This is a genomic window from Gilliamella sp. wkB18 (assembly GCF_001690875.1).
Lineage (GTDB): Bacteria > Pseudomonadota > Gammaproteobacteria > Enterobacterales > Orbaceae > Gilliamella > Gilliamella apicola_A.
On record NZ_LZHM01000043.1, the window covers coordinates 55,784 to 82,312 of the forward strand.

23 protein-coding genes, 1 pseudogene and 1 riboswitch are annotated in these 26,529 nt (G+C 34.5%); of the genes and pseudogenes, 11 read left to right on the forward strand and 13 right to left on the reverse strand.

The features are described from left to right. Nucleotides 1-51 precede the first annotated feature (51 nt). Both ilvN and A9G48_RS03950 read right to left on the reverse strand, forming a co-directional pair. Nucleotides 52-531: an acetolactate synthase small subunit gene (gene ilvN / locus A9G48_RS03945; RefSeq protein ID WP_034943182.1), complete on the reverse strand. Its 480-nt coding sequence runs from the start codon at nt 529-531 to the stop codon at nt 52-54. Then, nucleotides 531-2,249, reverse strand: a complete 1,719-nt coding sequence (locus tag A9G48_RS03950) for an acetolactate synthase 3 large subunit (protein ID WP_034943185.1) — start codon at nt 2,247-2,249, stop codon at nt 531-533. The genes ilvN and A9G48_RS03950 overlap by 1 nt, the downstream gene beginning before the upstream one ends. A gap of 281 nt (nt 2,250-2,530) precedes the next feature. On the opposite strand from A9G48_RS03950, the gene ygfZ reads away from it, so the two are divergent. Then, nucleotides 2,531-3,409, forward strand: a complete 879-nt coding sequence (gene ygfZ / locus A9G48_RS03955) for a tRNA-modifying protein YgfZ (RefSeq protein WP_051824954.1) — start codon at nt 2,531-2,533, stop codon at nt 3,407-3,409. Between the two features lie 253 nt (nt 3,410-3,662). On the opposite strand, the gene A9G48_RS03960 is transcribed toward ygfZ, so the two are convergent. From A9G48_RS03960 to ppdD, 5 genes are all read right to left on the reverse strand, one after another. Next, a complete protein-coding gene (locus A9G48_RS03960; RefSeq protein WP_065568859.1) occupies nt 3,663-4,811 on the reverse strand; it encodes a M20 aminoacylase family protein in 1,149 nt (382 codons plus the stop codon). Between the two features lie 179 nt (nt 4,812-4,990). Beyond that, nucleotides 4,991-5,737, reverse strand: a complete 747-nt coding sequence (locus A9G48_RS03965; protein WP_051824956.1) for a prepilin peptidase — start codon at nt 5,735-5,737, stop codon at nt 4,991-4,993. A 2-nt stretch (nt 5,738-5,739) separates the two neighbouring features. Next, nucleotides 5,740-6,915: a protein transport protein HofC gene (hofC, locus tag A9G48_RS03970; protein ID WP_051824958.1), complete on the reverse strand. Its 1,176-nt coding sequence runs from the start codon at nt 6,913-6,915 to the stop codon at nt 5,740-5,742. Further along, nucleotides 6,912-8,021: an ATPase, T2SS/T4P/T4SS family gene (locus A9G48_RS03975; protein ID WP_051824960.1), complete on the reverse strand. Its 1,110-nt coding sequence runs from the start codon at nt 8,019-8,021 to the stop codon at nt 6,912-6,914. Before A9G48_RS03975 ends, hofC begins: the two co-directional genes overlap by 4 nt. 31 nt (nt 8,022-8,052) lie before the next feature. Next, a complete protein-coding gene (gene ppdD / locus A9G48_RS03980) occupies nt 8,053-8,484 on the reverse strand; it encodes a prepilin peptidase-dependent pilin (protein ID WP_034943189.1) in 432 nt (143 codons plus the stop codon). A 203-nt stretch (nt 8,485-8,687) separates the two neighbouring features. Between ppdD and ampD the strand changes: the two are divergent. Continuing rightward, a pseudogene (gene ampD / locus A9G48_RS12140) lies at nt 8,688-9,233 on the forward strand (1,6-anhydro-N-acetylmuramyl-L-alanine amidase AmpD); the annotation flags it as partial. Continuing rightward, entirely contained in the window at nt 9,219-9,545 is a 327-nt protein-coding gene (locus A9G48_RS12145) for a YqcC family protein (protein WP_442902659.1), read from the forward strand. The pseudogene ampD and the gene A9G48_RS12145, both read left to right, overlap by 15 nt. 71 nt (nt 9,546-9,616) lie before the next feature. Here A9G48_RS12145 and mltG read toward each other — a convergent pair whose 3' ends face one another. The 3 genes from mltG to clpB form a co-directional block, all read right to left on the reverse strand. Beyond that, on the reverse strand, nt 9,617-10,633 hold the full coding sequence (mltG, locus tag A9G48_RS03990) for an endolytic transglycosylase MltG (protein ID WP_065575811.1): 1,017 nt from the start codon (nt 10,631-10,633) through the stop codon (nt 9,617-9,619). Between the two features lie 3 nt (nt 10,634-10,636). Then, on the reverse strand, nt 10,637-11,725 hold the full coding sequence (alr, locus tag A9G48_RS03995; RefSeq protein ID WP_034943194.1) for an alanine racemase: 1,089 nt from the start codon (nt 11,723-11,725) through the stop codon (nt 10,637-10,639). Between the two features lie 297 nt (nt 11,726-12,022). Beyond that, nucleotides 12,023-14,593 (reverse strand): ATP-dependent chaperone ClpB, encoded by a 2,571-nt coding sequence (gene clpB, locus A9G48_RS04000; RefSeq protein ID WP_034943196.1) that lies wholly within the window; start codon nt 14,591-14,593, stop codon nt 12,023-12,025. Nucleotides 14,594-14,874: 281 nt separating this feature from the next. Then, nucleotides 14,875-14,920, forward strand: a riboswitch (PreQ1 riboswitch). Nucleotides 14,921-14,923: 3 nt separating this feature from the next. Between clpB and queD the strand changes: the two genes are divergently transcribed. Further along, nucleotides 14,924-15,346: a 6-carboxytetrahydropterin synthase QueD gene (queD, locus tag A9G48_RS04005; protein WP_034943198.1), complete on the forward strand. Its 423-nt coding sequence runs from the start codon at nt 14,924-14,926 to the stop codon at nt 15,344-15,346. A gap of 1 nt (nt 15,347) precedes the next feature. Next, entirely contained in the window at nt 15,348-15,962 is a 615-nt protein-coding gene (locus A9G48_RS04010) for a 7-carboxy-7-deazaguanine synthase QueE (RefSeq protein WP_034943201.1), read from the forward strand. A gap of 72 nt (nt 15,963-16,034) precedes the next feature. On the opposite strand, the gene pgeF is transcribed toward A9G48_RS04010, so the two are convergent. Then, entirely contained in the window at nt 16,035-16,802 is a 768-nt protein-coding gene (gene pgeF / locus A9G48_RS04015; RefSeq protein WP_065575812.1) for a peptidoglycan editing factor PgeF, read from the reverse strand. Nucleotides 16,803-16,807: 5 nt separating this feature from the next. After that, the gene (gene rluD, locus A9G48_RS04020; RefSeq protein ID WP_034943205.1) at nt 16,808-17,782 is read right to left on the reverse strand and encodes a 23S rRNA pseudouridine(1911/1915/1917) synthase RluD; all 975 of its coding nucleotides are present in this window, start codon (nt 17,780-17,782) and stop codon (nt 16,808-16,810) included. A 92-nt stretch (nt 17,783-17,874) separates the two neighbouring features. Here rluD and bamD point away from each other — a divergent pair, with 92 nt between their 5' ends. The 6 genes from bamD to infA all read left to right on the forward strand — a co-directional run bounded on the left by bamD (nt 17,875) and on the right by infA (nt 24,421). Next, complete coding sequence (bamD, locus tag A9G48_RS04025) at nt 17,875-18,672, forward strand: outer membrane protein assembly factor BamD (protein ID WP_065568867.1); 798 nt, start codon at nt 17,875-17,877, stop codon at nt 18,670-18,672. A 536-nt stretch (nt 18,673-19,208) separates the two neighbouring features. Continuing rightward, the gene (gene leuS / locus A9G48_RS04030; protein ID WP_034943208.1) at nt 19,209-21,791 is read left to right on the forward strand and encodes a leucine--tRNA ligase; all 2,583 of its coding nucleotides are present in this window, start codon (nt 19,209-19,211) and stop codon (nt 21,789-21,791) included. Nucleotides 21,792-21,826: 35 nt separating this feature from the next. Then, entirely contained in the window at nt 21,827-22,312 is a 486-nt protein-coding gene (lptE, locus tag A9G48_RS04035; protein ID WP_051824962.1) for an LPS assembly lipoprotein LptE, read from the forward strand. A gap of 8 nt (nt 22,313-22,320) precedes the next feature. Beyond that, nucleotides 22,321-23,325, forward strand: a complete 1,005-nt coding sequence (gene holA / locus A9G48_RS04040) for a DNA polymerase III subunit delta (RefSeq protein ID WP_034943210.1) — start codon at nt 22,321-22,323, stop codon at nt 23,323-23,325. Next, the gene (gene nadD / locus A9G48_RS04045; RefSeq protein WP_034943212.1) at nt 23,319-23,975 is read left to right on the forward strand and encodes a nicotinate-nucleotide adenylyltransferase; all 657 of its coding nucleotides are present in this window, start codon (nt 23,319-23,321) and stop codon (nt 23,973-23,975) included. The genes holA and nadD overlap by 7 nt, the downstream gene beginning before the upstream one ends. A gap of 227 nt (nt 23,976-24,202) precedes the next feature. Further along, a complete protein-coding gene (gene infA, locus A9G48_RS04050) occupies nt 24,203-24,421 on the forward strand; it encodes a translation initiation factor IF-1 (protein WP_024495300.1) in 219 nt (72 codons plus the stop codon). Between the two features lie 122 nt (nt 24,422-24,543). Here infA and A9G48_RS04055 read toward each other — a convergent pair whose 3' ends face one another. Then, nucleotides 24,544-25,986, reverse strand: coding sequence for an amino acid permease (locus A9G48_RS04055; RefSeq protein WP_051824964.1), 1,443 nt, complete (start codon nt 25,984-25,986; stop codon nt 24,544-24,546). Nucleotides 25,987-26,529: the final 543 nt, after the last annotated feature.

Below are 26,529 nucleotides of genomic sequence, written 5' to 3' on the forward strand. Positions count from 1 at the left end.
AAAAATTGAATCTTAATTTCTTAACCACGAAAATTAAGGATTTACTGTTTTCTAACTGCGCGATAAACCGATAATGCCAGAACGAACAATTTCAACTATATTGCACGTTTCACGAATTGAGGCTAAAAATGAGTCTAGTTTTTCGCTAGTCCCCGATAATTGTACGATGTAATGTGTTGCCGTTACATCCACAATTGATCCTCTAAAAATATCAGCGCAACGTTTAACTTCATCACGAGCATCAGCTCCTTTCGCTGCAACTTTAACAAGCATTATTTCACGCTCAACATGTGGTCCTTCGGTTAAATCATGCACTCGGTAAACATTAACTAGTTTATGTAGCTGCTTTTGGATCTGCTCAAGGACGTGTTCATCACCACTAGTTTGTATTGTCATGCGGTGCATGGTAGGATCTTCTGTCTGTGCTGTTGTAATTGTTTCAATATTAAAACCACGTTGCGAGAACAAACCAATAATTCTAGATAATGCACCTGGTTCATTTTCTGTAAGAATTGATAAAATATATCGCATTAAGTTCTCTCCGTTTTACTAAGCCACATTTCATTCATTGCTCCACCTCGAACTTGCATAGGGTAAACATGTTCGGTAGCATCGGTCATAACATCAACAAAAACTAATCGATCTTTAATTGCCAATGCGTGTTTAAGTTTTAATTCGAGCTCCTCACGCTTAGCAATAACCATACCTACATGACCATAAGCTTCTGCAATTTTAGCAAAATCAGGCAATGATTCCATATAGGAACAGGAGTGACGACCAGCATAAATCATATCTTGCCACTGTTTTACCATTCCTAAAAATCGATTATTAAGATTTAAAACAATAACAGGCAAATCATATTGCAATGCAGTTGAAAGCTCTTGAATATTCATTTGAATACTACCGTCACCAGTCACACATACTACACACTTTTTAGGAAAAGCTAATTTAACACCAAGAGCCGCCGGTAAACCAAAACCCATGGTACCAAGCCCTCCGGAAGTAATAAATTGACGGGGTTTATCAAAAGGATAGTAAAGTGCAGTAAACATCTGATGCTGACCAACATCGGTAGTGATAAAAGCATCACCTTTTGTCAATTTATATAAAATTTCAATTGCTTCTTGCGGCTTAATACGATCACCTTCGTGATTATATACAAGACAATGACGAGATCGCCAATGTTCTATTTGCTTCCACCAATCAACTAATGCATCTAAATCACGCTCTACATTTAGCTCATCAATTTGAAATAACATTGTTTCAACCACCATTTTAGCATCACCCACAACAGGGATACTTGCCATAATCGTTTTTGATATTGACGTTGGGTCGATATCAATATGAATAATATTAGCTTTTGGGCAATATTTTTCAACATTATTTGTTGTTCTATCATCAAATCTTGCCCCTATAGCTAAAATAACATCAGCATTATGCATAGCCATATTGGCTTCATAAACACCATGCATACCAACCATACCAAGATAATGTTTATTAGTACCTGGAAAGGCACTAATCCCCATTAATGTTGAAGTCACTGGCAAATTTAATTTTTCAGCAAACGTTTTAATTGCATCACTGGCATTTGCCGCAATTACTCCACCACCGATACACAAAACAGGCTTTTTAGCAGTTAATAAAATGGTCAGCGCTTTTTTTATTTGCCCTTTATGTCCATGTATGGTTGGGTTGTAAGAGCGCATAGCAATAGATTTTGGATAATGATAATTATATTTGTTGGCAGGATTAACAATGTCTTTAGGTAAATCAATAACAACAGGACCAGGCCGACCTGTAGAGGCAATATAAAACGCTTTTTTGATAGTCTCAGGAATATCTTTGCTATCTTTGATTAAAAAACTGTGTTTTACAATTGGACGTGAAATACCAACCATATCACACTCCTGAAATGCATCATTACCAATTAAATTACTAGCAACTTGCCCAGATAATATTACTAACGGTACCGAATCCATATAAGCTGTTGCAATCCCCGTAATGGTGTTAGTTGCACCTGGGCCTGATGTAACTAAAACCACGCCTACATCACCCGTTGCTCTGGCATAACCATCGGCCATATGTACTGCAGCTTGTTCATGGCGGACTAAAATATGTTCAATTCCACCAAGAGTATGAATAGCATCATAGATATCGAGTACGCTGCCACCGGGATAACCAAATATCTGTTTTACTCCTTGATCTATCAAAGATTGGATAACCATTTCTGCGCCAGATAGTTTTGCCATGGATTTTGCCTCCAATATAACTTTATTTATCATTAAGTGATTCATTTTGCATCAACTCATATACAAAATCAATAAAGTCAATAAACTAAGACAATTAGTTTTCTCTAACATTAAATAATTTATTTTTTTAAGATATCACTGATAAATCCGCAACCTACCAATTTTACTATAATATTATTGATTGATTTTATTGTCTGTTTTTAATTTCTTATATAAACTTTGTAAAGTAATTAATCTAGCCACTAGGTACTAGAATCATTTATTTCCAATAAGGTACTATCATGAGCAATTATTTTTGCAATTCAATCTCTCTTGCAGATTGGCAACTAGTTAAAGTTTCTGGCGACGACAGTCAAAAATATTTACAAGGTCAAATTACTAATGATATTAACAAACTTTCTGAACAATCAGCAATATTTGCTGCTCATTGTGACGCTAAAGGTAGAATGTGGAGTAATTTATTAATCTTTAAGCGAGGATTAGACATATATTACATTGTTCGTAAAAGTGTTGCTGAAAAGCAAATTGAAGAATTAAAAAAGTATGCTATTTTTTCTAAAATTACTATTGAATCTGTTCAAGATTTAAATATGGTTGGATTAGTTTCAAATGCGATACCTAGCAAGGTTATTTCGCTATTAAAAGATAAAAACTGTATTACAAACAATAATATCACTTATATCAAGTTACCATTACCAGAAACTCGCATTATTATGATAACTCCAGAGCCTATAGTAGATGATTTATTACCATGTAATAAATGGTTACAACTTGACTTAGAAGCAGGTTATGCTGTTATTGACATCGCCAATATAGAAAGTTTATTACCACAAGCCTCTAACTTACAATACTTTGATGCTATTAGCTTTGATAAAGGCTGTTATTGTGGGCAAGAAATGGTTGCTAGAGCAGAATTTCGCGGTGCCAACAAACGAGGGCTCTATTTATTATCGGGCAAGAGTGAGGCCTTACCAATTATAGGTGACACGATTGAATATCAAATTAATGATCATTGGCGAGAAAGTGGGCAAATTTTAGCAGCACTCAAATTAAACAAAGATAATGATATTTATGTTCAAATAGTATTGCCTAATGGCATCGATCTTAATACACAATTTAGAATAAAAGGACATACAGACAGCCGCCTGACATTCAATTGATGATAGATCTTTTTATTGATTATTTAAAAATATAAAAATTTATTGATTATCAACGATATCCTATATTGAATTATATAAGAATGTACTGAACATAAATTAATAAAAGATTTATTTTGTCGACTAATTATTAAAATAGATGAGAATTGAGCTATGATTGTTAAATATTAATTATCAATTCTCACTACTTATTAGATCGGTTTTTAATGAGCATAAATTTTTCTGTTCTATAATTTTCTACTCATTAAAACACTTATTAACTTAACTCCTGTTTAACAATTTCAATAAAATATTTGGCACCTGTTATTAATATTTCATCATTAAAATTATAAGTAGGATGGTGTAAGTTAGCGCCATTACCCGCACCTAACCATACATAAACACCGGGTATTTTTTGCAACATAAATGCAAAGTCTTCAGCTCCCATGGATGGTTTAGTATCTATCACAACTTTATTAGTTCCAACTATATGAGTAGCAGCTCTAATGGCAATATCTGCTTGATTTGAATGATTAATTGTTACAGGATAACGCCTTTGGTAATTAACTTCAGCTTTAGCTTCAAATATAGTAGCAATACCTATTGCTATTTCTTTAATTCTACTTTCTGCCATATCTTGTAATTGAGGACTAAAGGCACGAACCGTTCCGCGGATAACTGCTTTTTGAGGTAACACATTCCAGGTATCACCGCTATGAACTTGAGTAACACTAACTACTAGGGCACTCAACGGATCGGTATTACGGCTTACAATACTTTGTAAAGTGCTAACAATGTGTGTTGCTATTAAAATAGAATCCTTACCTAAATGGGGAGCGGCAGCATGTGAACCTGTACCTGTAATTTTGATTTCGAAAACATCAAAAGATGCCATTATTGCACCATGATTGATATAAAAATGGTTTAACGCCATATTTGGTTGGTTATGCAAACCATATATAGCTTCAATAGGAAAACGTTCAAATAGACCATTTTCAACCATAACTCTTGCCCCTCCTTCGTTTTCTTCAGCTGGTTGAAAAATAACTGCAACGGTACCAGAAAAATCACGAAACAAATTAAGGTATTTAGCTACACCCAATAATATTGCTGTATGCCCATCATGACCACACGCATGCATCTTGCCATGTATTGTTGAGCAATAATCAAATGAATTTTCTTCAACAATATCTAATGCATCGATATCAGCGCGCAATGCGATAAAACGACCTTTTCTATTGCCCTTGATAAGACCGACTACACCCGTTGGAGAAAAATCCGTATATAATTCAGTAATACCAAACGATTGCAGTTTTTCAATTATAAATTGGGTGGTATGTATTTCTTTAAATGCAGTTTCAGGATGAGCATGAATGTAATGTCTCCAAGAGATCATCTCATTTTTTAATTCATTAATAGCCGTCATTTAAAATTCCTTGTTTAATTAATTGGTTATGGTTCAGTAAACTAATCACTACTATAATGTGATTTAAGCTTTATCTAAAATAACCAATTTCACTATCATTATTAATTTTAGTTATATGCAAATAGAAAGCTATCCTATCGAATAAAAACAAATCACAAATAGCAATCTAGATTCACTATCTATAAAATATAGAAAAAGCAATACCCAGACATAAGCAAAAAAGGTCCAAAAGGAATGAATTTTAGGGATTTATTATTGAGAACGTAACGTAAGAAAAGAAAATACACAATACCCAATAAAGATGCAATAATCAATAAAATCGGTAAAGATTGGTAAGAAACCCAAGCACCGAATGCGGCAAACAGTTTGATATCACCTTGCCCTAGCCCATGATTTTTGGTTATAAGATAAAATAACATTGCTGGAATTTTCAACAAAAGGTAACCAAACAATATACCTATCATTGCATCACTTAATGAATGATTGAACAATTGAAAAAATGCACACAAAACACCTAGCCACATTAACGGCTGAGTGAAAAAATTGGGTAATAAGTAATATTGAAAATCAATCATGCCCAATAGCAAGAAATAACAAGCGAGTAGCATAAGAAAAATACTTTTAAAATCAATACCTCTATGTAAAAAAATTGCCATAAAAATAATGGCCACTATAATTTCTACTATAATGCACCGATAGGTAATTTTACAAAAGCAATAATAACATCGCCTTTTTAAAATAAGCCAAGAAAGAACAGGTATCAATTGCCAAACCGTTAATAGATGTTGGCAGGAAGGGCACCTGGAACGATTAAAACAAATTGCTCTGAAATACTCGAATAGTGATTGCTCTGATGAAAAACGATAATAAGCAACATGAATAAAACTTCCAAAACATAGCCCTAAACTAAAAACAATCATAATCATAATTAATGAATAACATCGCCAAGTTGAAAAATCGGTAAATACATTGCAACAATTAAGCTACCAATAATCACTGCTAAAATTATCATAAATAAGGGTTCAAAAGTTTGCGACAAATTATCGATCAATATTTGACTCTGTTCTTGATAGTAACACGCTAATTTTTGAAGCATTAAATCCAGTGTACCTGACTCTTCTCCCACATGGATTAACTGGCTACATAAATCGGGAAACAGCGTTTGTTGTTTTAAAACAGAACTGAAAGAATACCCTTTCTCAATTTCAACTATTATTTGATGAACAGTATTAAGATAATAAGTATTGTGCATTGTATTAGCTGCTGCATGTAAGCCAGTTAATAAAGGAATTCCTGCAAACTGTGTGATTGAAACAGTTTGAAAAATTTGGGTTAAATGGTTAACCTGAATAACTTTTCCTAATATTGGAAGCTTAATTATCCAACTATCTATTTTTATTTGATAATTTGCTTTCAAATAATATTTATAAATTACATAAGTAAAAATAAAGATACAAATGCTTTTAAACCAATTATATTGTATATAGGTAGACATATTGATAATAAATTGCGTAAACACTGGTAGATCAGCATCAAAACTTTCATAAATATCAACAAATCTTGGCAATACACATAACAACATAACTAACATAACAATTAAAGATACAGACAATAAAAATAAAGGATAACGCATGGCGCTTTTAATACGCTTTTGTAATTGTATCGACCTTTCAAGTTGTAATGCTAATTGTTCGAAACTCTTATCAAGTTGACCTGTCAATTCACCTGTAGCAATAATTTCACAATATAGTTTTGGAAAAATTGATTGATGCAGAGCTAACACCTTTGATAGTGTTTCACCTTTAGCTACCTGTTGCTCGATTTCAATAAGCAGATATTGCCATTGTGGTTTAGGATTATCTTGCGATAATAATTTTAAACTTTCAATAAGTGGCAAACCTGCTTTGAGCATAGTTGCCATCTGTTTAGTAATGATTAACAGTTCAGAATGTTTAAAACTACTAGTGCTAATAAATATACTTGCGTTTAGCCTGATTACTATTTTACCTTGTAATAATAACTGCCGTTTGGCTTCTTGTCTCGAACGAGCAATAATTTTATGTTGACAAAAATCATCATCATACCAATAATAAAGCCTTTTCATATCAAATCTCCTAATACACGATGTAGCTCCGCCAATGATGTCACCCCTTCTATAACTAACTTTTGCCCTGCTTCTTTAAGAGTGATCATATTCGATGGTGAAATAGCTTGTTTATTTAAGATCTGATTCTGAATTTCACGAGTGACTAATAAAAATTCGTAAATACCTATGCGCCCTAGATATCCACCAATGCAGTGTGAACATCCTGTTGCAATAAAATGTGGTGAGGGTTCTTGGCCAAACATAATAAGCTCACTTGCTGCTAGCTTACAATAAGGGCAAAGCTTACGAACTAATCGTTGAGCAATAACAAGTTTTAAACACGACGATAAAAGATAATTTTCAATTCCCATTTGATTTAGTCGTGTTACACCTTCAATGCTTGAGTTAGTATGCAGTGTAGATAAAACCAAATGTCCTGTTTGTGCAGCTTGAATAGCAATTTCAGCAGTTTCACGATCACGAATTTCGCCTATCATCATAACATCGGGATCTTGCCTTAATAAGGCTCGTAAAATAACTGAAAAACTTAATCCTGATTTCATATTAACAGCTGTTTGATTAATGCCTTCTAAAGGAATTTCAATAGGATCTTCAACACTACATATATTACGATAAGATTGATTTAGCATTTTCAATCCGCTATATAACGTTATTGTTTTACCACTTCCAGTAGGCCCTGTAACTAAAACCAACCCTTGTGGTTGAGCTAAAATCTGCTGAAATATAGAAAGATTTTGCTCTGTTAAACCTAAATCGTAGAGTGAAAGCTGTGTCTCATGATTGTCCATTACTCGCAAAACAACTTTTTCACCGTTCATTACAGGTAAGGTTGCAATGCGCATTGCATAATTATCAATCACTAATTGACCATCTTGGGGTAATCGCTGTTCGGCTATATCTAACTTAGCCATAATTTTCAACCTAGCTACAATTTGCTTAGCAAGAAAAAGAGGCGGTGAAAGCATCTCTTGCAAGACTCCATCAATCCGCATCCGTATACGATAGCTGTTTTGATAAGGTTCAAAATGAATATCTGAAGCACGTTTGCTTAATGCTTCAAGTAACAGTTTATCAATACTCTCTATCAATTGTTCTTCTTGCATTAACTATTCCTAGTTCCAAAATACTACCAAATCAAAATTTGAAAATATCTTCACAAATTCTCTTTAAACTTGTATCTATAGGCGAAGTTACGCAACTACGATTCCAATCTAAATTCCCATGTTCAGAATTTAATACTGGAGTCAGTGTAGTTGTTAAAGCTGATAAAACGCTTTTTCCGACCAAGGTTATCTCACCTTGATTAACTGTTATCGAAGTAACATAATTGGTAGCTCTTGTTGCTGGTACACCATTACTACCATTATTGCAATTAGCCAACTCCCCCTGCTCTATAGCACAAATTTCAACAGCTGTTTTATATGATGCCATTGTTTGTAACATATCAGTCATTGCTGCTTTTTTAACATAACTTTGATAGGCTGGTAAACCAATAGCAGTTAATATAGCAATAACGATAATAGCGATCATAAGTTCAAATAATGAAAATCCAGATTGGTTATTCATAAAGTATCTTAGTAAGTAAAATAAATATTTAACATAATTGACTTTATAGCTTAAAAGAAAAATGAAATAATAGACTAATGTGAAATAAGTAAAATAAATCACAGAATTATTTTACTTATTTCAATTGTTTTCATTTTGTGTGATTTACTTCGCAATAAAAAATTAATTTAAAAGTAGGTCTATCAAATCGTATTGGAGTCAATATGTCTTTAAAAATTGTTAATGGTTGGTTACAAGGCGTAAAACAGATCATTTCACCTTTTTATAATAATCGTCCCAATGAAAAACCGATTACATTATTAGTAATTCACAATATAAGTTTGCCCCCTAATCAATATGGAGGTCCTTATGTTGAGCAACTATTTACAGGAAAGCTTGATCCAACAGGACATCCCTATTTTGCTGAAATATATCAATTACAGGTATCCTGCCATCTATTTATTCGTCGTGATGGCGAAATAATTCAGTTTGTAGCATTTGATAAACGGGCATGGCATGCAGGAAAATCACAGTTTGAACAGCAAGAAAATTGTAACGATTTTTCGATTGGTATTGAAATAGAAGGTTGTGATAGCGAAAATTTTACCGAAATTCAGTACGCTCAGTTAGCTAAAGTAACTTTATTACTTGAACAGACTTATCCTATTAAAAATATTACTGGGCATAGTGACATTGCGCCAGATAGAAAAACGGATCCAGGACCATGTTTTGATTGGCAATATTATAATAATTTGTTGGCACAAAAAAAGTTAGCTCAAGCAATAACAAACCAAATTGAACAGATCAAACAAGAGTTACAGAATATAAAATTATGGCAAATAAGCCCGCCACATGCTGATGCATTTTTAAGTCAAGAACCATTTGCGATTGACACAATGCAAGCTCATGAATGGTTACAATGGGTATTTATACCAAGAGTGCAAATTTTAATTGATTCGGGTATAAAATTACCTAAATTTGCCTTGCACCCTTATTTTGAAGAAGCACTAAAAGAAGGTGAAAATGTCAACGAGCTATTAAAGCTTATTAAGCAACTTGATGCTTTTTCTTTAGAAGATTAATTTTTTATACTCTAAACAAATAACAATAGTTCTGTTAGCCATTTGAAAATATTTAATTTTAATATTTAATTTTAATATTTAATTAACTTACGATAGTAAGTTACAGCCCGCTTATGACTATTATAATCACTGGTAAATGTATGTCCTCCTGTACCATTAGCAACAAAAAATAAATAGTTTGTTTTAGCAGGATGAGCTGCTGCTTCTAAGGATGCCAGGCTCGGCATGGCGATAGGAGTAGGTGGCAATCCTTCAATGATATAAGTATTATAAGGATTTTTAATATCGGTTAAATCGATACGCCTAATTTTACCTGTATAATTATTTCCTAACCCATAAATAATTGTTGGATCAGTTTGTAACTTCATTTTTTTTTTCAAACGATTAACAAATACTGAAGCAATATTAGCCCGTTCCGTACTTAAACTCGTTTCTTTTTCAATAATTGAAGCAATGATAAGCAGCTCATATGGAGTTTTATAAGGAAGCTCAGAATCACGATTTTCCCAAACTTGTTTAAGATTACTTTTCATAGCGCCGTGAGCACGTTTTAAAATACTAATATCAGAGGAATCAGCAGTATAAAGGTAAGTATTAGGAGATAACCAACCTTCAATCGAACCTTCTATACCTAATAATTTAGCAATTTCCTCATTCGATTTTTCGGATAATGTTTGTCTTACATAGGGAGCATTTTTTAATAAATTTAACCAATCTTGAGCACGTTTTCCTTCCACAAATTGAATAGGAAAATAACTTTCCTTGCCGGAAACTAATAATTTTAGAAATTCTTCATTCGTCATATGCGGTTGCAATTGATAAGCTCCTGCTTTAATTGAACTTAATTCAGGGTGCAATTTATATAAATAAGGAAGTAAATAAGCATTATCCATTAAATTAGCTTCTTTAATCTGATCAACTAATTGATGTAATGATATTCCCTTTTTTAGAATAAACATTTTATTACTATCAGTTACATGAATTTGCTTTTTAGAAAATTGGTATAAATAATAATAAGCTATGCCAATAAAACTGCTAATAATAAAAGTAAATGTTATCAAAGTGTATAAAAATATCTTTTTAATCATAACTCATTTATCTATATAACAAATCTTTGCTCGAGCTGTTAAACGCGTTATTAACTCATAGGCACTAATACCTGTGTGTTTAGCAATCTCTTCAACCATTAATCCCTTTCCCCAAAAGATCACTTCATCACCCGGCATAGCTAGGCAATCAGCCCCTAAATCAACCACGATCATATCCATTGAAACTCGACCTACAATAGGCACACGACGTTCATTAATTAAAACAGGTGTATTAGCTGGAATATTTCGAGGATAGCCATCACCATACCCCATTGCAACCACACCTAATTTTGTATCTTGTTTGCTTGTCCAAATCTGTCCATAACCGACCGATTCACCCTTTTTGTGTTCACGCACAGCAATTAGTTCAGATTTAAACGTCATAGCTGGTTTTAATTCGTAAATCGGTTTATCAAACGGTGAAACACCATATAATGCAATACCAGGACGAATAGCATCTCGATGTGACATTGGCCAAGCTATGATCCCGCCCGATGCAGCAATAGAAGATTTACCAATTAGTGACCTATTTTCAATGGAAGTAATAAATTCATCAAACAATTTAATCTGTTGCAATGTTTTATCTGAAGTAAGCTCGTCTGCAGAGCTGAAATGGCTGAGAATGTTAATTGGTTTACGGACTGCCGGACAACTAGCTAGGCGATAAAACGCTTTTTTTGCTTGTTCAAGATTAAAACCTAAACGGTGCATTCCTATATCTAACTTAAACCAAACAGTAATTTGATTTTGAACAGCCAATTTATTTAAAATATCTATCTGCCATTCGCTATGAATGGTAGGCTGAACATTGAAATCAATTATATCCCAAACATTATCATGAGGAAAAAAACCTTCTAACGTAATAATGGGCGTAGTAATTTTCATTTTACGTAAAATTTGCGCCTCAGCAATTCTCGCAACTCCAAAACTATCGACTTTATCGTGCAATAATTGAGCAACACTTTGGATTCCATGGGAATAAGCATTAGCTTTTATAATAGCGATAAGCTCAGTACCAGGAGCTATTTTCCTAAAGTATTCAATATTATGAAGGATTGCTTGGCGATTAACTTCAACTACAGCAATAGACATTTTACTTAACCTAACTTATATAACCACAAGGTATTGTAAGTTTTGTTTTTGATAATCACAAATAAAAAATAACAGCTCATGTGAGTTCTTAATACACAAAATATTTATAATCAATATATTGTACAAATAATAACCTAAAATATAATTGATTAAACTTATCAAGAGATAGTTTAATGCATATATAAATCCATATTAATTAGATTACTGTTTTTTAAAATATGATTCGATAATTAAAAAACTTAGTTTACTAATATAAAAAAACCGACCACAAGGTCGGTTGTAATTTGTGATATCTAATTACTGTTTCGCTTCGATATTGTCGCCAACTAAATCCAGATGAATGGCTTTACCCGGGACTAATTTTCCTGACAATATTTGTTGCGCCAATGGATTTTCGATCTCTTGTTGGATAGCTCGTTTTAACGGTCTTGCGCCATAAATTGGGTCAAAGCCAACTTTAGCTAATTGTTCAAGTGCCGCATCCGAAATATCCAATTGATAACCACGTTCTTCTAAACGTTTTTCAACGTATGCTAACTGAATTTTTGCAATCGCTTTGATGTTTTCTTTACCTAATGGGTGGAATACCACTGTTTCGTCAATACGATTGATAAATTCTGGTCTAAAGTGTTTGGTTACAACTGTCATCACTAGAGATTTCATTTCATCATAACTTAGTTCAACTTGACCTTGAATTAGGTCAGAACCTAAGTTTGATGTCATAATTATGACAGTGTTACGAAAATCAACTGTGCGACCTTGACCATCTGTTAAGCGCCCATCATCCAATACTTGCAGTAAGATATTAAAGACATCTGGGTGTGCTTTTTCAACTTCATCAAGTAAAATTACTGAGTATGGTCGTCGTCTAACTGCTTCGGTTAAATAACCCCCTTCTTCATACCCAACATAACCTGGAGGCGCACCGATTAATCGAGCAACGGAGTGTTTTTCCATAAACTCGGACATGTCTATACGCACCATAGCATCTTCGCTGTCAAACATAAAGTTAGCCAGTGATTTGCAAAGCTCGGTTTTACCGACACCAGTTGGTCCTAAGAATAGGAATGATCCAATCGGTTTATTTGGATCTGAAAGCCCTGCTCGGCTACGTCGAATCGCATTTGCAACCGCTAATACTGCTTCATTTTGACCAATTACACGTTTATGTAAGGCATCTTCCATGTGCAATAGTTTATCTTTTTCGCTCTCAAGCATTCTAGAAACTGGAATACCTGTCGCTTTAGATAATACTTCTGCAATTTCATTATCGGTCACTTTGTTACGCAATAACTTCATGGTTTTGCCTTCTAATTGCGTTGCTGAAGCAAGTTTCTTTTCAAGTTCTGGAATTTTGCCATATTGTAATTCTGACATTTTGTTCAAATCGCCAGCTCGACGAGCTTGCTCTATTTCAGTACGTGCCTTTTCTAGTTCTGCTTTGATGTTTTGAGTACCCGAAACAGCTGCCTTTTCAGACTTCCACTCTTCTTCTAGTGAAGCATATTCCTTTTCTTTTTCAGAAAGTTCATCGTTTAGCATTTCTAGTCGCTTTTTACTCGCTTCATCAGATTCTTTTTTAAGCGCTTGTTGTTCAAGTTTAAGTTGAATTATGCGCCTTTCAAGTCGATCTAAAGATTCTGGTTTTGAATCCATTTGCATACGAATACTTGATGCGGCTTCGTCAATTAAATCAATCGCTTTGTCAGGTAACATGCGATCAGAAATATAACGATGCGATAATGTAGCTGCAGCTACGATTGCCGGATCGGTTATTTGCACATGGTGATGCAGTTCATAACGTTCTTTTAAACCACGCAAAATAGCAATAGTATCTTCAACTGTTGGTTCGGCAACATAGACTTTTTGGAAACGACGCTCTAATGCCGGATCTTTTTCAATATATTGACGATATTCGTCAAGTGTGGTTGCCCCAACGCAATGTAATTCACCGCGTGCCAACGCCGGTTTTAACATATTGCCAGCATCCATTGCTCCGTCGCTTTTACCTGCACCGACCATGGTGTGAATTTCGTCAATAAATAAGATAATGCGGCCTTCTTCTTTAGCTAAGTCTTTAAGCACCGCTTTTAAGCGTTCTTCAAATTCACCACGGTATTTTGCGCCCGCAATTAATGCGCCCATATCTAATGATAATACACGTTTATTACGTAATCCCTCTGGCACTTCGCGGTTGACAATACGTTGTGCTAGTCCTTCAACGATGGCAGTTTTACCTACACCTGGTTCACCAATAAGTACTGGGTTGTTTTTGGTACGACGTTGTAATACTTGAATGGTACGGCGAATTTCTTCATCACGACCAATAACTGGATCTAACTTACCTTGCTCTGCACGCTGAGTTAAATCAATGGTGTATTTTTTAAGTGCACCGCGTTGATCTTCTGCATTAGGATCGCTCACGTTATCGTTACCTCTTACTTGATTGACTGCTTGGCTAAATTTATCTTTATTAACACCTGATCTTTTAAGAAGATCACTTAAACTGCCCTTATCTTCTAAAGCGGCTAATATAAAGAGTTCTGATGAAATATAGCTATCACCGTTCTTTTGGGATAATTTATCGCAAAGATTTAATACTCGAACAAACTCTTGCGATGGAATAACATCTCCACCCACACCTTGAACTTGGGGTAATCGGTCAATAGCTTGAGCTAATTCTTGCTGCAAAACAGCAACATTAGCACCCGCTGTATTCAATAATGGTGCAACGCTGTTGCCTTCTTGGTTGAGCATAGCTAATAGAACATGCACCGGCTCGATATATTGATTGTCTTTACCTAATGCTAGCGATTGCGCATCAGCTAAAGCTTGTTGAAATTTGTTGGTAAGTTTATCTAACCTCATAGTTTATCTCCTGAGCAATAGATTTGGTTTGCATGTTTAATTCATGTAAACCATTGCATTGATCATTAAATGAGTGTGGAAGAATAATTTTCAAGAGCAAGTTAAGAATATTTTTACAAATTTTGTACAGCACGATCTTTATTAGTTTAAGCTTTAAAAAAGCCAAAATAAAGAAGCATAATACCAAACCACTACCAACCAATATCACACTCAATAACATATCAAAGATGACAAATTGCTGTTTATCGATTATAGTAGCCGCCTTTTATTTTGTTAGCTTACTAACCGTGGTTCGTAACCCATCCCACGTAAAAAAACTAGGAATACAACATGTTCAAAATAGCCAAAGAATTTCAATTTGATGCTTGTCATATGTTAGATGGGCATAATAAGCAATGTCACAATCTGCACGGTCATACTTACCGTTTATTAGTCGAAGTCAGCGGTGTTCTTATTGATAGCGGTTCAAGCCAAGATATGGTCATGGATTATGCCAATTTAAAGCAAATCGTTAAACAGCATATTGCCGATCCACTCGATCATGCTTACCTTTACAATCAAAATAACCCTAATGAGTGCCGTATTGCGTCGTTATTGCAAGAGATGGATCGAAAAATCTTTGCCTTTCCCTGCCGAACAACAGCCGAGGGGATGAGCCAGTTTATTTACGATCGTCTGTCGCAATACTTGCCTGTTTCGATGATCAAATTATGGGAAACGCCCACCTCATATTGCGAATACCGTCGGAGTTAATATGGTCGAATTTCGTATTGTTGAAATCTTCGAATCCTTGCAGGGTGAAGGTTATAATACAGGTATGCCTGCCGTTTTTATCCGTTTTTCTGGGTGTAATTTGAAGTGCACTTGGTGCGATACAAATTTTCGTCAGTTTACCCATTTTACATTAGACGCACTGCTTGCCAAAGTAAGCGAATATAACAGCAAAAACGTTATCATCACAGGTGGCGAGCCCACGATGGTCAAAGCGTTACCCAAATTACTATTGCCATTAAAAAAAGCCGGCTATTTCATTGCCATTGAAAGCAACGGCCTTGGTAAGATAGATCCGTTAATTGATTACATTGCACTTAGTCCAAAATTTTGCTATCAGTCACGCTACAAAAAAATAGCTCAATCCACCGCCAACGAGGTTCGCATTGTTGCCGAAAATCACTCCGATTTTATCGATTTTTGCCTATATATCGAAAGCCAAATTCAAGCTAAACGCTATTACCTTTCACCCTGTGAAAAAGATGGCGTGTTTAATATGTTTGAAACCATTGAACTATTGGGCAAAATCAACAAAGATCGCTTGGATAACAAATGGTTACTTAGTGTACAAAGCCATAAATTTGCCAATATAGAATAAAAAAAAATCAATACTTTAAAAAAACAAAAAATATTGGCAAAACTTAACACGCAAGATTAACAAAATTAATTTTTATTCGAACCAAATCATTGACGCCATCCTACCGGTATTACTTTCCCGGCGGTACGAAAAAAACGTGTCTTGCTCAGTATAAGTACAAAAATCACCGCCAAAAATCTTAGTTACTCCCATTGCTTGTAAGCGTTGTTTAGCAATTAAGTAAAGATCGGCTAGGTATTTTTGTTCTGCAGGGTTAATTAATTTAAAAGCAGTTTGTGCGTTGTAGTCAATTTTTTCAAATTGCTTCTTGACCTCAATACCAACTTCGAATTTTTTGGCACTGATTGCTGGTCCAAGCCAAGCAATGATATTTATGGGTGGTGAGGCAAATTTTTTGACGGTTTCTTCCAGTATTCCGTTACATAATCCACGCCACCCTGCATGCGCAGCTGCAACTTCATCCCCTTTAGTTGAACAAAATAAAACTGGCATACAATCAGCAGTCAGTACAACGCTAACTTGTTTTGCTTGATGAGTATAAGATGCGTCGGCTTCTACCGTTTGGTTAGGAATGTTACCTGTTGCCATTTGTAAGGGAATTTTCGATATGTCTAGCGCTATAATGCTATGGGTTTGTGTTAGCCAATAGGGCTCGCTAGGTATTTGTTCCACCTGTATAACACACCGGCGGTTTTGGGCTACATGGGGTAAATTATCGCCTACTCGACTTCCCATATTTAAGCTTGTAAATGGTGCCATGCTAACACCACCTATTCGTGTTGTAGTCAAAGCATGGACATTTTTTGGGGCTGTCCAATATGGGTAAATCGATTTTATCATGTTGGTTACCAATCTAGTTCGTCTTTGTGTTGTTCGGTATCTTCTTGCAAGGCTTGAATTAACGTTTGCATATCTTGCGGTATTGGTGCATTCCATTGCATAAGTTCACCTGTAATAGGGTGATATAAACGTAACATGGCAGCATGCAATGCTTGACGATCAAAATCTCGCAAAGTTTGAATAAACGATTCGCTCGCACCTTTAGGGGGTCTTGGGCGCCCGCCATAAAGAGGATCGCCAATTAAGGGGTGGGCAATATGCGCCATATGTACACGAATTTGATGTGTTCGGCCAGTTTCTAAGCGCAAGCGCAAGCGAGTGTGTAGACGGTACCTTTCCATCACTCTGTAATGTGTTACAGCAGGTTTTCCTGTTGGAAATACTGCCATATGAGTGCGTTTGGTTGGATGACGGGTAATAGGTTGATCAACCGTGCCTCCGGCAGTGATAATGCCCATAGCAACAGCTTCATATTCACGTGTGATTTCACGATGTTGAAGCGCATCAACTAAATGTGTCTGAGCGTTAATGGTTTTAGCAACAACCATTAGGCCTGTGGTGTCTTTATCAAGTCGATGAACAATACCTGCTCGTGGCACGCGTGCTATGTCAGGATAATAATGTAATAAAGCATTTAATACTGTGCCATCAGGATTGCCTGCTCCAGGATGTACAACAAGGTCACGCGGTTTATTGATAACAAGGATATCGTCGTCTTCATAAACAATGTTGAGCTTTATATCTTCCGGTTGGTGGCAGTTTTCTTCTTCGATTTCAGCATTGATTATTATTTTTTCACCACCTAATACTCTTTCTTTAGGCTTGTTGACAATAACATTATTAACAGTGACTTTATTATTAATAATCCAATCTTTTATTCTTGAGCGTGAATAATCAGGAAAAAGCGCTGATAAAGCTTGATCTAAGCGCATCCCTAATTGGGTTTGTTCAATTTCGGTTGATAATTTTAACTTATACATGTGTAATTTATCTATTTTAAGCTGTTATGTTTTAGAGTATTATATATCAATCATAGTTTTTAATGTTTAATTATATTTGGATTGGGAACTGAATGAAATTACGTTTACACTCTTTATTAGCGATTGCTTTAAGTGGCATGTTAATTGGCTGTACTTCATCGATTAGATCTGACATTGATAATGTATCTGAAGTTGAACTTCACACTAAAGCACAAAATGAACTTGATAATGGTAATTTAAAAACCAGTATTTCAGTACTAGAAGCGTTGGATAAAAGTTTTCCATTTGGTCCATATTCACAACAAGTACAATTAGATCTAATCTACGCTTATTATAAATCGGGGGATTTGCCACTTGCTATTGCGTCAATCGACCGTTTTCTAAAATTAAATCCAACACATCCTAATATTGATTGGGTTATCTATATTCGTGGTTTATCTAATATGGCTCAAGATGATAATACGATTCAAGGCTGGTTCAATGTGGATCGTTCTGATCGTGATGCGGAATTTGCCAAAGCTGCTTTTAAAGACTTTTCGTATCTTGTAGCAAGTTTTCCATCAAGTTATTATACTGCCGATGCGTATAAACGTTTAGTTTATCTAAAAAATAGAATCTCACGCTATCAGTTAAAAGTAGCTCAGTTTTACACTGAACGAGGTGCTTATGTTGCAGTCATTAATCGAGTTACAAAAATGTTATCAATGTTTCCTGATACTGATTCAACAAAGCAAGGTTTATTGTTAATGCACAATGCATATAATAAATTAAATTTAAGCGATGAAGCTCAAAAAGTTGATCAACTTATTCAGGCGAACCTTGTGAATATGCCTAAAGAACAGCAAAAAACATTTTTATCAAAATTTACCAGTGTGTTTAATGGTGGTTAAACTGTTTTTTAAATCATTTTGTAAATATGTTACTTAATATATATTAGTTGCTATTTAATTCAATTAAATAGCAATTTTTTCCTGTCGTTCATAAATATATCAATATTCTACATTATCGCCTATATTGCTTTCCTTTTGTGTGAACGGTTCACTCTATTTTTTTTAAATAGTCATTAAAGTAAAATTCTAGGTTAAAATTTATTGTTTTAAGCCGTCAAAAAAAGCAATAAAGCTAGTTTCATCTTTTTTGATAATACTGAAAATAACCAAATTACACCATTACTAACCTATATAACAATGGGTTGATAATTAAATTCAACCAAAATTAACTGCTTTTAAAATAGCTGTTTTATTTTAAACTAACAATAAAATTACGCATTAATTTATTTTTTGAATTTAATTGATGGGATTTGTTTGATTTTTTACATAGTAAGAAATCATGTTTTAATTTATATATCGTTTGTAAAACGAGTCAATAACCAATACAATTAGTAACATATTTTTATTAGCAATAATAGATAGGACATTAACTCGTCATGCAAGAACAATATCGCCCTGATGAAATCGAAGCCGCCGTACAAAAACACTGGCAAGAAAATAAAACCTTTCATGTTACTGAAGATTCATCAAAAGAAAAATATTACTGCTTATCAATGCTGCCTTACCCTTCTGGGCGTTTACATCTTGGTCATGTTCGTAACTACACCATAGGCGATACCATTTCACGTTATCAGCGCTTAAATGGTAAAAATGTACTTCAACCAATAGGTTGGGATGCCTTTGGGTTACCTGCTGAAGGTGCGGCTGTTAAAAATAATACTGCGCCTGCAAAATGGACCTATGAAAATATTGCTTATATGAAAAAGCAATTACAACTTTTAGGATTTGGTTATGATTGGGATCGTGAGGTTACTACTTGTCATCCTGAATATTATAAATGGGAGCAGTGGTTTTTTACTAAGCTATACGAAAAAGGCTTAGTTTATAAAAAAACATCAGCGGTTAACTGGTGCCCAAATGATCAAACCGTACTAGCTAATGAGCAAGTGATTGAAGGTTGTTGTTGGCGTTGTAGTACGCCTGTTGAGCGCAAAGAGATCCCACAATGGTTTATTAAAATCACTGAATATGCCGAAGAACTTCTTAATGATTTAGATACACTTGAAAGTTGGCCTGAACAAGTTAAGGCCATGCAACGTAACTGGATTGGTCGCTCTGAAGGGGTTGAATTTGATTTTGCTGTTGAAAATTATGCTGATAAGTTGCGCGTCTATACAACTCGTCCTGATACATTAATGGGCGTTAGTTTTGTTTCTGTTGCCGCAGAGCACCCTCTTGCACAATTAGCTGCAAAAAACGATCCTAAAATTGCTGAATTTGTTGCTGAATGTAAAAATACCAAAACTGCCGAAGCTGATATGGCAACCATGGAAAAGAAAGGTATTGCTACAGGCTTTTATGCTATCCATCCTTTAACAGGTCAAAAGGTTCCTGTTTGGATTGCTAATTTTGTGTTAATTGAATATGGTACAGGTGCAGTAATGGCTGTGCCTGGTCACGACGAACGTGATTACGAATTTGCTTCAAAATATAACTTACCAATTAATCCTGTTATTTTAACTCAAGAAGGTAATGCACCTGATCTTTCTGAAAAAGCATATACTGAGCATGGCAAGTTATTTAATTCAGGCGAATTTGATGGCCTTGATTTTGATCAAGCATTTAATGCTGTTGCTGATAAGTTAATTGCATTAGGTATTGGTAAACGTAAAGTTAATTACCGTTTGCGTGATTGGGGTGTTTCGCGTCAGCGTTATTGGGGTGCACCAATTCCAATGGTGACGCTTGAAGATGGTACAACTGTACCAACACCAGAAGAACAATTACCAGTTATTTTACCTGAAAATGTTGAAATGAATGGTATTACAAGTCCAATTAAGGCAGATCCTAACTGGGCTAAGACAACCGTTAACGGTCAACCTGCACTACGTGAAACTGATACGTTTGATACCTTTATGGAATCTTCTTGGTATTATGCTCGTTACACTTGTCCAAACTACGACAAAGGTATGTTAGACGAAAAAGCGGCAAACTATTGGTTACCTGTTGATCAGTATGTAGGTGGTATTGAACATGCCATTATGCATTTACTTTATTTTAGATTTTTCCATAAATTAATGCGTGATTTTGGTTTGGTATCGTCAGATGAACCAGCTAGACGCTTACTTTGCCAAGGTATGGTATTAGCCGATGCATTTTATTATACCAGCCCAACAAATGAACGCATTTGGGTTTCGCCAACTGAAGTCACTATTGAACGTGATGATAAAGGCCGAATTGCTAAGGCTGTTGATAGTCATGGCAATGAGCTAGTTCATGCTGGTATGACCAAAATGTCAAAATCAAAAAATAATGGCATCGATCCGCAAGAAATGGTTGAAAAATATGGTGCTGATACCGTTCGATTGTTTATGATGTTTGCGTCTCCTGCTGATATGACACTAGAATGGCAAGAATCAGGCGTTGAAGGTGCAAATCGATTTATTAAACGTGTATGGCGTTTAGTTTATGAACATACCCAAAAAGGTGTTGCAGCAAAACTAGACGTCACAGCTCTAGGTAGTGAACAAAAGTCATTACGCCGTGAGCTACATAAAACTATTGCTAAAGTCAGTGATGATATCGGTCGTCGCCAAACATTTAATACGGCTATTGCCGCTGTGATGGAATTTATGAATCGCTTACAAAAAGCACCTCAAGAAACTGAGCAAGATCGCGCTCTAATGAGTGAAGCTTTAAATGCAATTGTTCGATTACTTTATCCTATGATGCCACACGCTTGCTTTGTTATGTGGCAAGCTCTAGGTCACAACGAATCGATTGATAATGCAACTTGGCCTATTGCTGATCAATCAGCAGTGATTGAGGACGAGAAGCTCATTGTTGTACAAATCAATGGCAAAGTCCGTGGTAAATTTATTGTGCCCGCTGATGCCGATCAAGATTTTGTTGTGTCACAAGCAAAACAAGAGCCTAACATCCAAAAATATTTGAGTGATGTTGCCATTCGTAAAGTTATTTATGTACCAGGTAAATTGTTAAATCTTGTTGTCGGTTGATATTGTTGAATAATCAAAATTTGATGGTAATACTTATGAAAAAATATATAGCCTTACTTATGTTAATTACAATATCACTAACTGGTTGTGGATTTCATTTACAATATGATACGGAAATACCAGAGCGATTCAAAACGATGTCTTTCACAAGTAATGACCCTTATGGTAAATTATCAAGAAATATTAAAGAGATCTTACGTGATAATAAAGTTACATTAGTAAATGATAATAAATCACCAACTCTAAGAGTAATTAGAGACGATATTGAACGTAACACCATTTCAATTTATCAAGATGGAAAAGCGGCTGAATATCAATTAGTGTTAATTGTTCAAGCTCAAGCAGTTATTGCTGGAAAGCAAACTTATCCTCTGAATGTTCGCGTATTCCGTACTTTCTTTGATAATCCGTCTACCGCTTTAGCTAAAACAGCAGAGCAAAATTTAATTGAAGATGAAATGTATGAACAAGCAGCTAAACAGATTATTCGTAAATTAAAAGCTGTTGATGCTGTAAATTAAAATTCGTCATGATAAAAATTAGTGCTGATCAGATTAGCCGTAACTTAGGATCGTCCTATTATTTATTATTAGGTAGCGATCCTTATTTACAGTATTATGCTCAAACGCAACTAAAGGATGCTTTTAAAAAATTAGGCTTCGATGAGCAACTTGATTTCAATATTAATAATCAAACTGATTGGGCTAATATCTACGATAGCTGTCAGGCAATGAGTCTTTTTTCTTCAAAAACTCTTATTTGCCTCGACGTGGGTGAGGGAGGATTAAATGCTGGTATAACAACCAGACTTAATACATTAAGTGAAGTTTTAGCGCCAGATGTTGCATTAATAATTTGTTTAAATAAAATTACTAAATTACAAGAAAATGCCAATTGGTACAAAACATTATCTAACAAATTAGTAATTGTCAATTGCACAACGCCCGATACTTTACAACTACCACAATGGATTAAAAACCATCTACAACAAAAGCAAATAACTATTGAGTCAGAAGCTATAGAATTGCTTTGTTATTATTATGAAGGAAATCTGCTTGCATTAACACAAACCATAGAACAATTAAACCTGCTTTATCCGAACCAAACTATTACTTATAATTTGGCTGAAAATAATATTAATGATTCCTCAATTTTTACAGCTTATCATTTGATAGATGCAATGGTTTCGCTTAAGACTAAACGTACAACCCATATTTTACAACAATTAAAAATAAATGATTTTGAGCCGTTAATTTTGTTACGAATTATTCAACGTGAGCTAATATTGATAATTAATTTAAAAAAAGCATTACGGCAAAAATCCTTAAAACAGGTTTTTGATGAATATAAAATTTGGCAGCATAAAAGAACGATTTATGCCAATTATCTAAACCGTTTTGATATTAAAAATTTATTTAATTTGCTAGCCAAACTAACCGAAATTGAAATCAGTTTAAAATATGATAATCAAATACAAATATGGAATGCAATGTCTAGTTTATCGATGCAATTTATGGGATTAGATAAATGTTGACTGCATTATTAGGGGGGACTTTTGACCCAATCCATTATGGGCATCTTCGCCCTGCTATTTCATTAGCTAATGAAGTTGGTTTAAAACAAATTCGCTTGTTACCTAATCATATTCCTCCTCATAAACCACAACCAGAAGCCGATACTGAACAACGTTTAGCAATGTTAGCATTAGCTATTGAAGATTTACCTTTATTTGTATTAGATATAAGTGAGATCTTACCTGAAACATCAATACGCCCATCTTATACTGTTGAAACCCTACAAGCATGGCGATTCAAAAATGGTAACCAAAAACCGTTAGCGTTTATTATGGGGCAAGATTCATTACTAGGATTACCAACTTGGCATAATTGGCAAACGTTGCTTGATTATTGTCATTTGTTAATTTGTCGCCGTCCTGGTTATGAGAACAAAACCAATAATGCAAAATTGCAACAATGGATTGATGCTCACCAGACCACCAATGTAAAAGATTTACACAATTCACTACATGGTTATATCTATTTTGCGAATACCCCGCTTGAAAATGTTTCGGCAACAGAAATTAGACAAAATATAATCACTCAACAAAATTACAAAAATTTATTACCACCAAAAGTTTGGCAATATATCCATGAACAAGGACTCTATAATGCAAAGAAAAAATAGAAATAGCTTTACATCTGAAAGTTTTTTCGGCATTATTTTGGCGCTGTATTTATATTTCTAAGTTCAGTTAATCTGTGTTTAAACTCTACATCAATCAGCCATGTAATAAAAAGCCAAAATGATTATTAGAAAAGTTTAATATATAACATTTCGCTCACTCAGTTTTAGTTGAAATTACATTTAATGATTAGTAGATATTAATTTGTTTTTATTATTAAGAGGCCCCAATGGCAAAAGAAGATAACATTGAAATGCAAGGTACTATACTTGAAACACTTCCAAACACCATGTTTCGCGTTGAACTTGAAAATGGTCATGTCGTTACTGCACATATTTCTGGCAAGATGCGAAAAAACTATATCCGCATTTTGACTGGTGACAAGGTTACGGTTGAAATGACACCTTACGATCTATCTAAAGCACGTATCATCTTCCGTAGTCGCTAATAAGGTTATTAAACTTACTGATTTTTATCATTAAACCTTATAATGGGCTATTTTACTCTTCTTTAATAAAGCTCCGTCGACAAATGTCGACGGAAAAAGAGAAACTAAGTAATGAATGTTAATTAATTTACTTTAGAAAAGTCCATTTGTTCATATTTAACCCACTTTGTCTTTTTCAAGAACTTATAACTAAAGTAAATTAGCAAAAATAATGGAATACCCACATAAGTCGCAATCACACTATTCCAATCAATGGTATCTTGCAAAAATGCTTCGTAATTTTGTCCTAGCGTAATAATTAAACATAGACCGAATGCAAATATTGGTCCAAATGGAAAGCAACTTGAATAATAAGGTAAGTTGCTGACATCATACCCTTGGATTATATATCCTCTTCTAAAACGGTAATGACTAATAGCAATCCCAAGCCAAGCAATAAAACCGGTCATACCGGACATATTAAGTAGCCATAAGTAAACTTCTTGATCTTTAAACATTGAAGTTAAGAAACAAAGCATAGCAACAAAAGTTGTTGCAATTAGTGCCATACGTGGAACACCTGATAAAGATAATTTTGCAAAGATTTTTGGTGCTTTTCCTTCTTTCGCTAATGCATACAACATTCTGGTTGAAGCATATAGTCCTGAGTTTCCAGCGGATAAAACAGAAGTTAAGATAACAGCATTCATTAATGTAGCAGCAGATAATAATCCTGCATGTTGGAATACTAACGTAAATGGACTAACACTAATATCTGTTTCATCATTACGTAGTAAATTGGGATCGGTATAAGGAATGATTAAACTTATTACCAAAATTGCGAAGATGTAAAATAATAAAATACGCCAAAATACTTGTTTCATGGCTTTAGGGATGTTTTTTTCAGGATCTCTTGATTCACCTGCTGCAATACCGATTAATTCAGTACCTTGGAATGAGAATCCTACGACCATTGCAACACCAATCATTGATGAGAATCCACCTACAAATGGCGCTTCACCAATTTTCCAGTTATGCCAACCTGCACCTTCAGCTCCGTTTAAAATGCCAATAATCATCAATAACCCGATGATAATAAAGATAATCACGGTGACTACTTTTATCAATGAAAACCAAAATTCTGCTTCACCAAAGCCTTTAACGGAAATATAATTTAAACCAAAGATAATACTTAAAAATAGTAAACTCCAAAGCCAACTATAATTACCCGAATCTATCCAATAGGAAATAACCAGCTGCGCCGCTACCAAATCAACAGCTACAGTGATAGCCCAGTTGTACCAATAATTCCAACCAATAGCAAAACCAAATGCCTCATCAACATAACGTGCACCATAAGTAGCAAATGTCCCTGATACTGGTAAATAAGCAGCCAGTTCACCGAGACTGGTCATTAAAAAATAAACCATCAGACCTATGATAGCATATGAAATTAATGCTCCACCAGGACCTGCTTGAGCAACTGTCGCACCTGATGCAACAAATAACCCTGTACCAATTGAGCCGCCAATAGCAATCATTGCCAGATGACGTGCTTTTAAATCTCGTTTTAATTTTTTCTTCATATCAATATTCTTCTTGACTAAAAGCGTAAACTTAATAAAACATGAATTAAATTCATGCTTCATCAATATTTAATTATTCAACAAATCAATAATAGTGAAACCTATTTTGTTGATTATAATTTTTTATTATCAAGTAATAAAATGCTGTGAAGTTTATCAAAAAAAAAACAGTGAGAGATAAATAATTCTAATAATTAAACTGATTTGTTAAATAGAAGCAATACTTATACGCTATTTACCTGTTCTAATTGGGTTAAATAATCCATGGTTTGGGAACGATTATTTCCGCACATTTTTAAACAGAGTGTTAATAGACCACAAACAATCGGTATTGAAGCTTGCACAAACAAAACACATTTAAAGTCTTTGCCAAAATGTATAATAGGTTCGCCAACGAGTTTACCAGAGATGTAGGATGAAATTTAAGGTACAATACAGCATACACCGCAATTTTTTCTACATTTAAATAAATCGGTCATGGCTTTCACCTATTTTAAGAATCTTTGATAAATTTTGATGGTGACAATAGCAAGTTAGCGGTAA

Coding starts and splice junctions, on each gene's coding strand:
- ilvN (WP_034943182.1), bottom strand. CDS start 531: ATGCGATATATTTTATCAATTCTTACAGAAAATGAACCAGGTGCATTA.
- A9G48_RS03950 (WP_034943185.1), bottom strand. CDS start 2,249: ATGGCAAAACTATCTGGCGCAGAAATGGTTATCCAATCTTTGATAGAT.
- ygfZ (WP_051824954.1), top strand. CDS start 2,531: ATGAGCAATTATTTTTGCAATTCAATCTCTCTTGCAGATTGGCAACTA.
- A9G48_RS03960 (WP_065568859.1), bottom strand. CDS start 4,811: ATGACGGCTATTAATGAATTAAAAAATGAGATGATCTCTTGGAGACAT.
- A9G48_RS03965 (WP_051824956.1), bottom strand. CDS start 5,737: ATGATTATGATTGTTTTTAGTTTAGGGCTATGTTTTGGAAGTTTTATT.
- hofC (WP_051824958.1), bottom strand. CDS start 6,915: ATGAAAAGGCTTTATTATTGGTATGATGATGATTTTTGTCAACATAAA.
- A9G48_RS03975 (WP_051824960.1), bottom strand. CDS start 8,021: ATGCAAGAAGAACAATTGATAGAGAGTATTGATAAACTGTTACTTGAA.
- ppdD (WP_034943189.1), bottom strand. CDS start 8,484: ATGAATAACCAATCTGGATTTTCATTATTTGAACTTATGATCGCTATT.
- mltG (WP_065575811.1), bottom strand. CDS start 10,633: ATGATTAAAAAGATATTTTTATACACTTTGATAACATTTACTTTTATT.
- alr (WP_034943194.1), bottom strand. CDS start 11,725: ATGTCTATTGCTGTAGTTGAAGTTAATCGCCAAGCAATCCTTCATAAT.
- clpB (WP_034943196.1), bottom strand. CDS start 14,593: ATGAGGTTAGATAAACTTACCAACAAATTTCAACAAGCTTTAGCTGAT.
- queD (WP_034943198.1), top strand. CDS start 14,924: ATGTTCAAAATAGCCAAAGAATTTCAATTTGATGCTTGTCATATGTTA.
- A9G48_RS04010 (WP_034943201.1), top strand. CDS start 15,348: ATGGTCGAATTTCGTATTGTTGAAATCTTCGAATCCTTGCAGGGTGAA.
- pgeF (WP_065575812.1), bottom strand. CDS start 16,802: ATGATAAAATCGATTTACCCATATTGGACAGCCCCAAAAAATGTCCAT.
- rluD (WP_034943205.1), bottom strand. CDS start 17,782: ATGTATAAGTTAAAATTATCAACCGAAATTGAACAAACCCAATTAGGG.
- bamD (WP_065568867.1), top strand. CDS start 17,875: ATGAAATTACGTTTACACTCTTTATTAGCGATTGCTTTAAGTGGCATG.
- leuS (WP_034943208.1), top strand. CDS start 19,209: ATGCAAGAACAATATCGCCCTGATGAAATCGAAGCCGCCGTACAAAAA.
- lptE (WP_051824962.1), top strand. CDS start 21,827: ATGAAAAAATATATAGCCTTACTTATGTTAATTACAATATCACTAACT.
- holA (WP_034943210.1), top strand. CDS start 22,321: ATGATAAAAATTAGTGCTGATCAGATTAGCCGTAACTTAGGATCGTCC.
- nadD (WP_034943212.1), top strand. CDS start 23,319: ATGTTGACTGCATTATTAGGGGGGACTTTTGACCCAATCCATTATGGG.
- infA (WP_024495300.1), top strand. CDS start 24,203: ATGGCAAAAGAAGATAACATTGAAATGCAAGGTACTATACTTGAAACA.
- A9G48_RS04055 (WP_051824964.1), bottom strand. CDS start 25,986: ATGAAGAAAAAATTAAAACGAGATTTAAAAGCACGTCATCTGGCAATG.